Genomic DNA, 12,419 nt, shown 5'->3' on the forward strand with positions numbered 1-12,419 from the left:
CGACGACGACGCAACATGGGGGGTCTGGTCCCATCACTGAACTGCAGCGACTGACGGTTTCGCTCCGTGGAGGCTTTGAGCAGAAGGATGGCTGCCTGGTGTTTCATTTCACCGGCCAGTTGGATGCCTACTCCGAAAAGCAGTTCATCACTTACGTGATGGATGTTTTGAAGGCCAATGCCTTCCCGGCAGTCTTTGATCTGAGCAAAATCGACTTTCTCGATTCCTCCGGTCTCGGCGCCCTGGTGCAGCTCGCCAAACAATGCAAAGACGCCAAGCGCAGCTTCGTGGTGGTTGGCAATGCCCGTGTGACCCAGACCGTAAAACTGGTCCGACTGGAATCGTTCCTCCACCTGGTGAATGATCTTGAGACGGCTTACACCCAGCTGGCTGCTTGAGCGACTGGATCCGGCTTCAACACGCTCTGCCGGCAGGCTCCACTGATCTTGGGCCCTTGCAGCTCGCCTGGCTCGGAGACGCTGTCTGGGAGCTCCATCAACGTTTGCGGCACTGCCGGCAGGCAGGCCGTTCCAAGGATCTGCACCAAGCGGTGGTGGCCGAGGTTCGGGCCGATGCTCAGGCGGCTGCCTTGAAACGGCTCGAGCCCTGGCTCACTGATGAGGAGAAGGATCTTGTGCGTCGTGGCCGCAATCGTGCCGGCCGCGGACCACGCGGTTCAGACCCTGCGGCCTATGGAAAGGCCACGGGGTTTGAGACAATGGTTGGCTGGCTCTTTCTTCAGAATCCGACGCGGCTTGCCCAGCTTCTGGATCGACTCGAGGAGACCGAATCCGCCCTGTCATAACCATCGATCCCATGAGCTCCCGTTTTGATCGCCGCCCCGCTCGCCCCTCCCGTGGTGGTGATTCCGCAGGTGGTCGACCGCCTCGTGGCGGGCCCCGTGGTCGTCGCACAAGAGTGGATGGCAGCCCGACAGGATCGCGCCGGCGGGATGGAGACGACAGCCGGGGCGATACCCCCTGGCGTGGATCCCGCGATGGTGAGTTTCGAGGACGTGGACCGTCCCGCAATGGTGCATTTCGCGGGGGTCCCAGAGACGCATCAAGACCTCCTGGCCGAGGCGATCGTCGTGAATGGGAGCGACGCTTTGAAGACCGCCGTCAGGGTGATCGCCGTGACGGGGACCGACGCTTTGAAGACCGTCGTTCTGATGATCGGCGTTTTAATTCAAGGCGCTTTGAAGACAGCCGCGATGGTGACCGGCGTTTCGAAGGACGCCGCCCTGAAGAGCGCCGTGATGGCGATCAGCGCTTTAAGGGGCGTCGTTCTGATGAAAGGCGGTTCCCAGACCGTCGTCCTGGAGCTCGTCGCTTCAGTGATGGCGAGGCCCGCAGCATTCGCCCCGGCCGTGGCGAGCGTCGAGATCGTCAGGTTGATGATCAGCCCCGTGGAGAAGCCACTCCCCATGCTGCTGATCCTGTGGCTGATGATCTGCTCTGGGGCCGGCATGCCACTCAGGCTGCACTGGAAGCCGGTCGTCCGATCCATCGCATCTGGTGCACCAGTGAGATGAGGAGTGCTCCCAAATTTATGCAGCTTCTCCGGGATGCCAAGGCCTCCGGAGTTCTTGTGGAGGAAGTCACCTGGGCTCGTCTGGCTCAGATGACCGGTGGTGCCGTCCACCAGGGCATCGCTCTGCAGACCGCTGCAGCTGACACGCTGAATCTTCCTGATTTGATCGATGGCTGCAGCGAGCTCAATGAACCTCCGCTGCTGCTGGCCCTTGATGGCCTCACCGATCCCCACAATCTCGGTGCGATCGTTCGTTCCGCTGAAGCCTTAGGAGCCCACGGCGTGGTTCTGCCTCAGCGCCGCAGCGCAGGTCTGACGGGATCCGTCGCCAAGGTTGCGGCTGGTGCACTGGAACATCTGCCTGTGGCGCGGGTGGTCAATCTCAACCGCTCCCTTGAAACCCTCAAAGATGCTGGCTATCGCGTGGTCGGCCTTGCCGAGGAAGGTGATCAGACCCTTGAAGAAGTTGATCTGGAAGGTCCTCTGGTGGTGGTCACGGGTTCTGAGGGCCAGGGACTGTCCATGCTCACCCGTCGCCATTGTGATCAGTTGATTCGCATCCCACTGCGGGGTGTCACGCCAAGCCTGAATGCCTCGGTTGCGACCGCTCTCTGTCTCTATGAGGTGGCGCGTCGAGGCTGGATGAAGGGTCTGAAGGGTCAGACCCCATCTCCCCGCATCGTGCGCCCCCAGCTCCCCGCGCCGCCATCAGAGCCATCAGAGCAGATTGAAGCCTCGCAGAACGGGACTTCATCGCCGTTGGAAGCATCCGATACCGCTGGGATGCAGCCCTCCAGCGAACCTGACGCCTCCCCCGTGCCGCCCGAGAACCCACGCATTGATTTGCAACTAGAACGTCTTCCGCAGACAGTCGAGGCACCCTTTGAAGGCAGCATCGATCTCTGACCGCGCTGCGGTGAACTTCAGGGACTCCGAACAGCGATGGTTCGAATCCTTCCGCCAGGGTTGAATCAGTGCACAATGACCTTGTCTTTATCGCTCCGCCATGGGCCCTCTGAACCGACCGATGCGCTCACTTGCCAACGGTCTAGGCATGGCTTGGTGGGCCAGGGTTCAGACCCATGGACCAGACGTCACCTACTGGTTTGGACCTTTCGTGCGCCGCTCCACCCTGGAGCAGGAGCTCCCGGCTTTTCTGAATGATGTGTCCTCGGAATCGCCCGCTTCACTCGATCATTCATTGGTGCGCTGTCGTCGTTCCGAACCGTTCACGATCGAATCCCAGGGCTGAGTTAGCCCGATGCGAACGCATCTGACTGATAGCGTCTCAGCTGCACGCAAATCCTGACCATGGCGATCGCCGAATGGCGTCAGCAACTGGCAAACGGGGAGGTGTCCGCGAGGGAACTCACCGACCATCACCTTGCCAGGATTGAAGCGGTCGACCCAGACGTGCATGCTTTTCTTGAAGTCACGGCAGAGCGTGCCCGTGCTGATGCCGATCGCATTGATGATGCTCGTCGTGCCGGCGATGATCTGCCGCCCCTGGCTGGGATCCCTCTCGGCATCAAGGACAATCTCTGCACCAGGGGCGTGCGCACCACCTGCTCCAGTCGCATGCTCGAGCAGTTTGTGCCTCCCTATGAATCCACGGTGACCGACCGGCTGTGGGCCTCCGGAGCGGTTCTTCTCGGTAAGACCAACCTGGATGAATTCGCTATGGGTGGCTCAACCGAAACGTCCGCGTTTGGTGCCACCGCCAATCCCTGGAATCCTGAGCATGTGCCCGGTGGGAGCTCCGGCGGCAGTGCCGCTGCTGTTGCCGCCGGCGAGTGTCTGGCCTCCATCGGCTCCGACACCGGTGGTTCGATTCGTCAGCCCGCATCCTTCTGCGGGGTGGTTGGTCTCAAGCCCACCTACGGGCGCGTGAGTCGCTATGGCTTGGTGGCTTTTGCCAGCTCCCTCGATCAGGTAGGACCGTTCACCTCATCGGTGGCGGATGCCGCAGAACTGCTGCAGGTTATGGCAGGAGTTGATCCTCGCGATTCGACCTGTCTGAATGTTCCTGTTCCTGACTACACCGCTGGCCTTGCCGCTCCGATCAAGGGTTTGCGGGTCGGTCTGGTCACCGAATGCTTTGACCAGGAGGGATTGGACTCGCAGGTGAAGGCGTCGGTGCTGGCGGCAGCAGATCAGCTCAAGGCTCTTGGCGCCGAACTGGTGGAAGTGAGCTGCCCCCGCTTCAACGATGGCATCGCTACGTATTACGTGATTGCGCCGTCGGAGGCATCGGCCAATCTCGCCCGCTACGACGGCGTCAAATATGGCTATCGGGCCGAGGATGCAACATCTCTGGCTGCCATGACTGCCAGAAGTCGTGCGGAGGGTTTCGGCAGTGAGGTGCAACGCCGAATTCTGATCGGTACCTATGCCCTGTCAGCCGGTTACGTCGATGCCTATTACAAGAAAGCGCAGCAGGTGAGAACGCTGATTCGGTGCGACTTTGACGTGGCCTTTCAGTCGGTGGATGTGCTGTTGACGCCCACGGCTCCCAGCACCGCCTTCAAAAACGGTGCCCATGCGGATGATCCCCTGGCCATGTACTTGTCGGATCTGCTCACCATTCCGGCCAATCTCGCCGGCCTGCCTGCTATCAGCGTGCCCTGCGGCTTTGATGCCGGCGGTCTGCCAATCGGGGTTCAGCTCATCGGCAATGTGCTGGAAGAGCCCCGTCTGCTGCAGGTGGCTCATCAGTACGAGCAGGCGGCGGACGTGATGAAGTCCAGGCCGAAAGCGGGGCTGGTGCCTGCTTGAAACGAGGCTTCTCGCCTGGTCGGCACTGCATCTGGTGTTTCCTGGGGCGCCTGTGCACTGCATCTTGCGCATGCTCCTAGGCTGGGTGCATGGCATTCGTCCCCCTTCACAACCACAGCGACTACAGCCTGCTGGATGGTGCTTCGCAGCTGCCTCAGATGGTGGAGCGTGCCAAGGAGCTGGGAATGCCGGCATTGGCACTCACCGATCATGGGGTGATGTACGGCGCTGTGGAGCTGCTCAAGCTCTGCAAGAGCAGTGGTGTGAAGCCAATCATCGGCAACGAGATGTATGTCATCAACGGTTCAATTGATGACCCACAGCCCAAGAAGGAGCGTCGATACCACCTGGTGGTGCTTGCCAAAAATGCCGTCGGATATCGCAATCTCGTCAAGCTCACCAGCATCAGTCACCTGCGTGGAATGCGCGGCCGTGGAATTTTTTCACGTGCCTGTGTTGATAAGCATCTGCTCGCGCAGTATTCCGAAGGCCTGATCGTTGCCACAGCCTGCCTGGGCGGTGAGATTCCTCAGGCCATCATGCGCGAACGACCTGATGTGGCCCGCGATGTTGCCCGCTGGTACCAGAGCGTTTTCGGTGACGACTTCTACCTGGAGATTCAAGACCACGGCTCGCCGGAAGATCGCATCGTCAATGTGGAGATAGTCAAGATCGCCCGTGAACTGGGCATCAAGGTTGTTGCCACCAACGACGCTCACTACCTCACTCGTAATGATGTGGAGGCCCATGACGCACTGTTGTGCGTGCTCACGGGCAAACTAATCAGCGACGAAAAACGTCTTCGCTATACCGGCACCGAATACCTCAAATCTGAAGAGGAGATGGGCCATCTCTTCGCAGATCACCTCGAGCCTGAGGTGGTGCGGGAAGCGATTGCCAACACTGTTGCCGTCGCAGAAAAAGTCGAGGACTACGACATCCTGGGCCGCTATCAGATGCCCCGTTTTCCGATTCCTGATGGCCATACCCCGGTCACCTATCTGCGTGAGGTCACAGAGCAGGGCTTGCGTGACCGTCTTGGCCTGATAGCTGCAGACACCATCGAGGAGGTTTACGCCGAGCGGATGGTGCACGAACTCAAGATCATGGAACAGATGGGCTTTCCCACCTATTTCCTGGTTGTCTGGGATTACATCCGTTTCGCTCGTGAACAGAGCATCCCTGTGGGTCCGGGTCGTGGTTCGGCTGCAGGCTCACTGGTGGCCTACGCCCTTGGGATCACCAACATTGATCCCGTGAGCAACGGTCTGTTGTTCGAGCGTTTTCTCAATCCGGAACGTAAGTCGATGCCTGATATCGACACCGACTTCTGCATTGAGCGCCGGGGCGAGGTGATCGATTACGTCACGCGCCGCTACGGCGATGAAAAGGTGGCTCAGATCATCACGTTCAACCGCATGACCTCGAAGGCCGTGTTGAAGGATGTGGCCCGCGTTCTCGATATTCCCTACGGAGATGCGGACCGTCTGGCCAAGCTGATCCCTGTGGTCAGGGGCAAGCCCGCCAAACTAAAAGCCATGATCGGCGATGAGTCGCCGAATCCCGACTTCAAGGAGCGCTACGAGAAGGATCCCATCGTGAAGCGCTGGGTTGACATGGCCATGCGCATAGAAGGAACCAACAAAACATTCGGCGTTCATGCCGCGGGCGTGGTGATTGCCGCTGATCCCCTCGACGAACTGGTCCCTCTTCAGCGCAATAACGACGGCCAGGTGATCACGCAGTACTTCATGGAAGACGTCGAGTCGATGGGTCTGCTGAAGATGGACTTCCTTGGCCTCAAAAACCTCACGATGATCGACAAGACCCTCGAGCTTGTCGAGCAGACCAGTGGCCAACGGATCGACCCCGATCAGTTGCCCCCTGAAGATCAGGGGACCTTCGATCTTCTGGCCCGCGGTGACCTCGAGGGTATTTTCCAGCTCGAGTCCACAGGGATGCGCCAGATCGTGCGTGATCTGAAGCCCTCATCCCTGGAAGATATCTCCTCGATCCTGGCGCTTTATCGACCAGGTCCACTGGATGCTGGCCTGATTCCTAAGTTCATCAACCGCAAGCACGGCCGTGAAGCGATCGACTTCGCCCACAGCACGCTGGAGCCGATTCTGAGCGAGACCTACGGAATCATGGTGTACCAGGAGCAGATCATGCGCATTGCGCAGGACTTGGCCGGCTACTCCCTTGGCGAGGCGGATCTGCTGCGTCGCGCCATGGGCAAGAAAAAAGTCTCGGAGATGCAAAAGCATCGCGGCATCTTTGTGAAGGGAGCCACGGAGCGTGGCGTTGACACCAAGGTCGCCGACGAGTTGTTCGACCAGATGGTCTTGTTCGCCGAGTACTGCTTCAACAAGAGCCATTCCACGGCCTATGGAGCGGTGACATATCAAACCGCTTATCTCAAGGCTCACTATCCAGTGGCGTACATGGCAGCGCTGCTCACAGTGAATGCCGGAGCTAGCGACAAGGTTCAGCGCTACATCTCCAACTGCAACGCCATGGGCATCGAAGTGATGCCGCCGGATGTGAATGCCTCCGGTACCGATTTCACCCCTAGGGACAGCCGAATCCTCTTCGGGCTATCGGCGGTGCGCAATCTTGGCGACGGTGCGATCCGTGCCCTGATTCGCTCTAGGCAAACCGATGGCGTGTTCCAGTCACTCGCTGATCTCTGTGACCGGGTTCCCTCCAGTGTGGTCAACCGGCGCAGCCTGGAATCGTTGATTCACTGCGGAGCACTCGACGCGCTGGAGCCTGAGGCCAACCGCGCCCAATTGATCGCCGATCTTGATCTTCTGATCGACTGGGCCGGATCCCGGGCAAGGGATCGTGCCAGTGGTCAGGGCAATCTGTTTGATCTGATGGCGGCTCCTGCTGAGGATGAAGCTGAAGCCAGCACGGACCTGAGCCTTGCTCCCAAGGCAGCTCCTGTGAAGGACTATCACCCCAGCGAAAAACTGAAGCTGGAAAAGGACCTGGTGGGGTTTTATCTCTCCGATCATCCGCTCAAGCAGCTCACCGCCCCCGCCCGTCTGCTGGCACCGATCGGACTGGCCAGCTTGGAAGAACAAGCAGACAAGGCGAAGGTCAGCGCCATCGCGATGGTGAGTGAGATGCGTCAGGTCACGACGCGCAAAGGTGACCGCATGGCGATTCTTCAGCTCGAGGACCTCACCGGTTCCTGTGAAGCCGTGGTGTTCCCGAAAAGTTATGCGCGGCTCTCCGATCACCTGATGGCCGAGGCCAGGCTTCTGGTCTGGGCCGCTGTGGATCGACGCGACGAACGGGTGCAGTTGATCGTGGATGACTGCCGCGCGATTGATGATTTGCGTTTGCTTTTGGTGGAACTCGACCCTGATCAGGCCTCTGATGTGGCGGTTCAGCACAAGCTGAGGGAATGTCTCCAGGCCCATCGTCCTGACCAGGATGAGCTGGGTGTGCGCGTTCCCGTGGTGGCAGCGGTGCGTCGAGGCCCGGACGTGCGCTATGTACGTCTTGGCCCCCAGTTCTGCGTAAAGGATGCGGTCGCGGCTCAGCAACATCTGCAGAACAGTGCTTTCACCGTCAGCTGCAGCGACCCGTTGATGCGTTAATGCTGAATTCGATTAAGCCTGCTTCTGGGCTTTGATCGAGCTGCGCAGACGTTGCAGGTTGGGCTTTAGGTGCTCCAGGCCCAGAAACGTTCCTGGCTGAGGTTCCCAGCTTGCCGACAGCACTCCGTAGCTCAGGCCGACCAGACCTAAAAGGAAGAAGAAGCCCGATCCCAGCAGGGTGATGCTTGGCGGGACATCAAGAATGCCTCGACTCACCACGAGGTAACTGATCACAAAAACGGCCATTCCCATCAGGGAAGGAACCCCTGTGGCAATGGCGACGCGTCGGGCCATACGGTTGGCTACTTCTCTAGGAATCGCTTGATTCCGGGTTGTCTCTGCAGCTGAACGACGCGGTTCAAAAGGAAGAGGATCGCGCTTTTCAGCCATGACTCATGCAGATTCTGGGATGCGGTTCAGCCGCGGATACCCAGTTTGGCGATCAGGCTGCTGTAACGCTGTTCACTCTTGCCTCTCACATAGCTGAGCAGGCGCTTGCGGCGACCAATCATCTTCAACAGCCCCTGACGCGAGGAGTAGTCGTGGTTGTTCTGCTGCAGGTGGCTACTGAGCTTCGAGATGCGCTCGCTCAGCATCGCCACTTGAACCTCAGCCGATCCGGTATCGGTGGCATGGGTCTGGTGGGTGTTGATCAGCTGCTGCTTTTCGGTGGTATCGAGCGACATGCGCGGCGTCTGGCCCAGACAGTGCAAAGAACCAACTTACCTTCCCGCGGTCCCGTTAAGCCGATTCGCTGAGCCAACGCAAACTGGCACGCAGCCATCCTTCATTGTCGTTGTCTTCAGGCACCTCGGAACTGCTGGCGACAGCTCGCATGGCCCGTCGGATCTCGAGGTCCTCATAGCCGAGAGTCTCGAGGGTGAGTTGAAGTTCCTGCAGGGAATCAGGCTGGATTGGCAGAGCTTTCACGTCGCTGCGATCAACAAGCGATAGAGACGCCTCGTTGGCCTCAGGCGCCCAGGAGCCAAGGCGATCCCGGAGTTCCACTGCGATGCGTTCAGCAGTGCGTTTGCCGACCCCCTGAGCCTGCGTCAGCCGCTTCAGGTCCCCTTCAATGATCGCCATCACGAGTTCAGTTGCTGCGCAGCAATCGAGCAGCGAGAGAGCCATCTGGGGACCAACTCCATTCACCGCAATCAGGGTTCGGAACAAATCACGGTCCCGTTGCTGGGGGAATCCATAGAGCGTCGAACCGTCGTCTCGCTGAACCTGATGGATCCAGACGGTGCAGCTGTCACCGATCTGAGTTTGCTGGTCGCGTTTGGTCAGCTGCACTTCATAACCGACCCCTGAACAGGCGATCACGACGCCCCGGCGGCCGCCCTGCTCCCAGGCCTGGATCCGTTCACCCCGAAGCCAGCCGATCATGAAATGCCCCTGTCTGTTGAATTCTGACCGTCACCAATGATGCCCGTAAAAACTGAATTCAGAGCCACTCAGGTTGATGAATGCCAGATTGAAGCTCGGCGGCCTGGCTGAGAAGCAGTGGTGATCCAGCTTTTGTTGTCAGGGTGAAGGCATTAATAGATGTCGGCTTGGATCAAGACGGCTTCAGCTGGGCTGATTCTTTTCGCAGTGCTCCTGGTCAGTCAGGCTGCGCAAATAGCGGCGGCGTTGGGGTGATTCGTCGCCAGTTCAAAGACTGTGGTGCGGTGGACTCGATTTGGTTTGAATCTTTTGTTTCCCTGATGTTGAGGTGGTTCTGTTCATGCTGGAAGTTGGCGTTATTGCTGTTGATTTGTCAATTCCTAAAAGTTCAATGATATTCCTAATTATTTCATGAAATACATGCTTGAACGGTATCAAGCAATGAAAATGACCTGATCTTGAGGATGTTTCGGGTCGTCGACCGTACCTCTGATGGCGGCTCTCCACACTTCACGTTGACTTGAGTCGGGATTACACCGAATCAGTCGGTTCTGGTCTGATTTGAATGACATCAATCCCTATTTTTGAGCATGACGTGGATCGAAAGTCTGGATTGTTCCGATTATCCGCGAATTTGTTTTTCCAGAGTCTTTCCCGGTGATGACACATGAAATTTTTGGCATCTCTTGCTGCTCTTGCTCTGATGGTCATCCCTGCTAAGTCGACTGCAAGGCCGATGGTCGGAGATCTTATGGCTGAAAAGCTGTATTACGCCGAGGGGCGGCAGCATCCTGGACATCCCTTACATGGTTCTCATGAAGGTCTTTGGGCCGGTTCAGACCGTTGATTTTTTTGTGATTGATGTGGTTTTCTGTATTACCTTTTTGATGAGTTAATTCATAATTCTACTTTTTGATCCAATCCCGAATTCGCTTTTGAATTAATTGCCGAATCAAAGTCTTTCTGTGTCTTTGTAGCTTTGGTTACCTGAATGGCTCTTGTTGTGTGAGATTGTGATGAATTAGAGTGTAAAACATGGCTAAATTAAGGCTTGGCCTTTATGGGGCTACTGCGTTGGCTGGTATTGCGTGGCCTTGGTATTGCATTTATCAATTCATTCAGGAAACGGAAGCGCTGGGTTTAACGGATCCAATTGAAATCGTTAATTTGTTCTCCCAGGGCGTCTGGGCCAATGCCTCTGCGGGCTTTATTGCAGCTGACCTCACGCTTGTGCTGATTGCATCGTTTGTTTTTTATGCAGCGGAAGGGATACGGCTAAAAATGAAGTTTTGGTATCTCTATATCGCCGTGACGTTTGCTATTTCCTTTGCTTTTTCGTTCGGTCTGTTCATGTTCAACAGGGAGCGGAACATGGCTGCTGCGTCGGCGTCTGACTAGTCGTTGCTGGAGCGCAGAGGCAGGCCGTTCTCACCCTCGGTCTGACCAGTGTGGTTACAGGATTCGGGCTGCCGTTAGCCTGAACCTGTAACTCCGTGTGATTGCTCCAAACACCACCAATGACTGGTATCCAGGTCAGCGAGATTTCAGATGTCCATGCGTCTGATTGTCCACTCCGTTTTGCAGTGATTCAATCTCTACGCAGCGCGCCCAGGGCGCTTCTGTCCTTGTTTCTGATGTGTCTGATCAGTCTCGGCCTGACCTCCTGTTCATTTGGCGATCGTCCGCCTCGCGCTGTGATCCTCAGCGCTCTTGGTCAGCAAATTCAGCTCACCCAGAGTGCAATCGCCCAGTCGTTGGATCTTGATGCCTCCGGGGCTCCAGAGGTCACCAGGGTCCGCCTTGAGGAGCAAGAGAGTCTGAGCATTGGTGATCAGAAAGGCGTGCACCTCATCGGACGCTTCGATTGGCGACTGCCTGGAGATGCGATCAAGGTCGATAGTCCCTTCGAGCTGTTTCTTGAGCGAGGGGAACGCGGCCAGAGCTGGCGTCTGGCATTGCCGAGTGGTTCCGATGACGGCAGTTCGCAGACCTGGATCACTTATCCACTGGCGATCGATCAAGCCTGACGTTGTTTTGCGCTCAGGCTGATCAGAGTGGCTCCGAGCACGCAAAGTGCACCGACGATGACGGTGCCGGTCACCGGTTCAGCAAAGATCAACACTCCCCAGAGAGTGGCGAACACCACCTGCACGTAATTGATGGAGGTTGCGCGCGCCGCAGGGAGTGTCGCCAGGCCTTCGGTCAGCCAAACCTGCCCAATCTGTGTGAGCAGGCCGACCCCCAGTAACCACAGCCAGTCGCTTCCCGTCGGTAGCACCAGATTGTTCACCAGCAATGGCAAGGTCGCTGGGACGGAGACGAGCGGGAAATAGAACACGATTACCAGAGGATGCTCCCGCACAGAAAGTTGGCGGACGCTTACGTAAGCGAGTGCCGTTAACAGGGCTCCACCAAGTCCGATCAGTGCTGAAAACGGTGGAAGTCCTGCCATCGACTGTCCTGCCCATTCGGGCTGCACCACAAGCAGAACACCGAATAGCCCCAGCAGCACCGCCAGGCTGATGCGCTTGCGGATCGGTTCCCGCAGCAAGGCCCAGGCGCAAACCGTCGTGAGGGTCGGGTAGGTGTACTGAAGGAGGGTGGCTGCGGCCAGAGGCAGGCTGGAAATAGCTTGGAAAAACATCAGCAGTGCGCCAGTGCCGAGTACACCTCTGACCAGCAGTAATACCCTCTGATGCCCCCAAGGGGAGACTCCCAATTGCCTCAACATGGTGAGCGTGATCGCGAGGCTGATCAGCGATCGAATCAGCACGACCTCAGCCACGGGTAAGCGGCCTCCAAGGTGCTTGACGCAGACGGTCATCAGGCTGAAGGCCAAGGCCGCTCCGACTAGACTCACGCAGGCTTTCCATTCCTCAGGGGACTGCGATCCGCGGATGGTTGTCAGCAGGCCTCGCATTCACCGGTCTGAACGCTAGTTCTCAACGATGCCACCGGACTTGTTCCTGATCGAGCCCTGTGTTGAGGGATCAGTCCGAGTCATTCATCAGCGAGACCATGGTTCATGGTTCCCGTCCGTTGTTTGGATCGTCTTGAGCTCGAAGCAGCAATTGCGATCGACGGGACGCGCGGTTTCTCGCAGAATGGTTC

General features: G+C 57.8%; 13 protein-coding genes. 9 read left to right on the forward strand and 4 right to left on the reverse strand.

The window, feature by feature from the left end:
- The first annotated feature begins 50 nt into the window (after window positions 1–50).
- The 6 genes from SIB42_RS09250 (at window position 51) to SIB42_RS09275 (ending at window position 7,919) form a co-directional block, all read left to right on the forward strand.
- The gene (locus tag SIB42_RS09250; protein WP_074160780.1) at window positions 51–398 is read left to right on the forward strand and encodes an STAS domain-containing protein; all 348 of its coding nucleotides are present in this window, start codon (window positions 51–53) and stop codon (window positions 396–398) included.
- Window positions 395–805, forward strand: coding sequence for a ribonuclease III domain-containing protein (locus tag SIB42_RS09255; RefSeq protein WP_067097964.1), 411 nt, complete (start codon window positions 395–397; stop codon window positions 803–805). The genes SIB42_RS09250 and SIB42_RS09255 overlap by 4 nt, the downstream gene beginning before the upstream one ends.
- A gap of 11 nt (window positions 806–816) precedes the next feature.
- Entirely contained in the window at window positions 817–2,439 is a 1,623-nt protein-coding gene (gene rlmB, locus SIB42_RS09260) for a 23S rRNA (guanosine(2251)-2'-O)-methyltransferase RlmB (protein WP_082825106.1), read from the forward strand.
- A 100-nt stretch (window positions 2,440–2,539) separates the two neighbouring features.
- Entirely contained in the window at window positions 2,540–2,785 is a 246-nt protein-coding gene (locus tag SIB42_RS09265; protein WP_067097951.1) for a DUF1816 domain-containing protein, read from the forward strand.
- A 59-nt stretch (window positions 2,786–2,844) separates the two neighbouring features.
- Window positions 2,845–4,308 (forward strand): Asp-tRNA(Asn)/Glu-tRNA(Gln) amidotransferase subunit GatA, encoded by a 1,464-nt coding sequence (gene gatA, locus SIB42_RS09270; protein ID WP_067097948.1) that lies wholly within the window; start codon window positions 2,845–2,847, stop codon window positions 4,306–4,308.
- Between the two features lie 89 nt (window positions 4,309–4,397).
- A complete protein-coding gene (locus SIB42_RS09275; RefSeq protein ID WP_067097945.1) occupies window positions 4,398–7,919 on the forward strand; it encodes a DNA polymerase III subunit alpha in 3,522 nt (1,173 codons plus the stop codon).
- A gap of 12 nt (window positions 7,920–7,931) precedes the next feature.
- Here SIB42_RS09275 and SIB42_RS09280 read toward each other — a convergent pair whose 3' ends face one another.
- The 3 genes from SIB42_RS09280 to ruvA are packed head-to-tail and all read right to left on the reverse strand — an operon-like array spanning window position 7,932 to window position 9,308.
- Window positions 7,932–8,309 (reverse strand): PAM68 family protein, encoded by a 378-nt coding sequence (locus tag SIB42_RS09280; RefSeq protein WP_067097941.1) that lies wholly within the window; start codon window positions 8,307–8,309, stop codon window positions 7,932–7,934.
- 26 nt (window positions 8,310–8,335) lie between these two features.
- On the reverse strand, window positions 8,336–8,605 hold the full coding sequence (rpsO, locus tag SIB42_RS09285; protein WP_067097939.1) for a 30S ribosomal protein S15: 270 nt from the start codon (window positions 8,603–8,605) through the stop codon (window positions 8,336–8,338).
- Between the two features lie 55 nt (window positions 8,606–8,660).
- The gene (gene ruvA / locus SIB42_RS09290) at window positions 8,661–9,308 is read right to left on the reverse strand and encodes a Holliday junction branch migration protein RuvA (protein ID WP_067097936.1); all 648 of its coding nucleotides are present in this window, start codon (window positions 9,306–9,308) and stop codon (window positions 8,661–8,663) included.
- Window positions 9,309–9,475: 167 nt separating this feature from the next.
- On the opposite strand from ruvA, the gene SIB42_RS09295 reads away from it, so the two are divergent.
- The 3 genes from SIB42_RS09295 (at window position 9,476) to SIB42_RS09305 (ending at window position 11,335) form a co-directional block, all read left to right on the forward strand.
- Window positions 9,476–9,703: a hypothetical protein gene (locus tag SIB42_RS09295; protein WP_067097933.1), complete on the forward strand. Its 228-nt coding sequence runs from the start codon at window positions 9,476–9,478 to the stop codon at window positions 9,701–9,703.
- Between the two features lie 640 nt (window positions 9,704–10,343).
- Window positions 10,344–10,706, forward strand: coding sequence for a DUF2834 domain-containing protein (locus SIB42_RS09300; protein ID WP_067097931.1), 363 nt, complete (start codon window positions 10,344–10,346; stop codon window positions 10,704–10,706).
- A 221-nt stretch (window positions 10,707–10,927) separates the two neighbouring features.
- The gene (locus SIB42_RS09305; protein WP_231856494.1) at window positions 10,928–11,335 is read left to right on the forward strand and encodes a hypothetical protein; all 408 of its coding nucleotides are present in this window, start codon (window positions 10,928–10,930) and stop codon (window positions 11,333–11,335) included.
- Here SIB42_RS09305 and SIB42_RS09310 read toward each other — a convergent pair.
- Window positions 11,326–12,228, reverse strand: coding sequence for a DMT family transporter (locus SIB42_RS09310; protein WP_067097928.1), 903 nt, complete (start codon window positions 12,226–12,228; stop codon window positions 11,326–11,328). The two genes, SIB42_RS09305 and SIB42_RS09310, sit on opposite strands and share 10 nt — an antisense overlap.
- Window positions 12,229–12,419 lie beyond the last annotated feature (191 nt).

Origin of the sequence: Synechococcus sp. MIT S9508, assembly GCF_047303045.1 — a bacterium.
GTDB lineage: Bacteria > Cyanobacteriota > Cyanobacteriia > PCC-6307 > Cyanobiaceae > Synechococcus_C.

Bases quoted from the DNA above. Each gene is read 5' to 3' on its own strand.
- SIB42_RS09300 (WP_067097931.1), top strand. From the start codon at position 10,344: ATGGCTAAATTAAGGCTTGGCCTTTATGGGGCTACTGCGTTGGCTGGT.
- rpsO (WP_067097939.1), bottom strand. From the start codon at position 8,605: ATGTCGCTCGATACCACCGAAAAGCAGCAGCTGATCAACACCCACCAG.
- SIB42_RS09275 (WP_067097945.1), top strand. From the start codon at position 4,398: ATGGCATTCGTCCCCCTTCACAACCACAGCGACTACAGCCTGCTGGAT.
- rlmB (WP_082825106.1), top strand. From the start codon at position 817: ATGAGCTCCCGTTTTGATCGCCGCCCCGCTCGCCCCTCCCGTGGTGGT.
- SIB42_RS09280 (WP_067097941.1), bottom strand. From the start codon at position 8,309: ATGGCTGAAAAGCGCGATCCTCTTCCTTTTGAACCGCGTCGTTCAGCT.
- ruvA (WP_067097936.1), bottom strand. From the start codon at position 9,308: ATGATCGGCTGGCTTCGGGGTGAACGGATCCAGGCCTGGGAGCAGGGC.
- SIB42_RS09265 (WP_067097951.1), top strand. From the start codon at position 2,540: ATGGGCCCTCTGAACCGACCGATGCGCTCACTTGCCAACGGTCTAGGC.
- SIB42_RS09310 (WP_067097928.1), bottom strand. From the start codon at position 12,228: ATGCGAGGCCTGCTGACAACCATCCGCGGATCGCAGTCCCCTGAGGAA.
- gatA (WP_067097948.1), top strand. From the start codon at position 2,845: ATGGCGATCGCCGAATGGCGTCAGCAACTGGCAAACGGGGAGGTGTCC.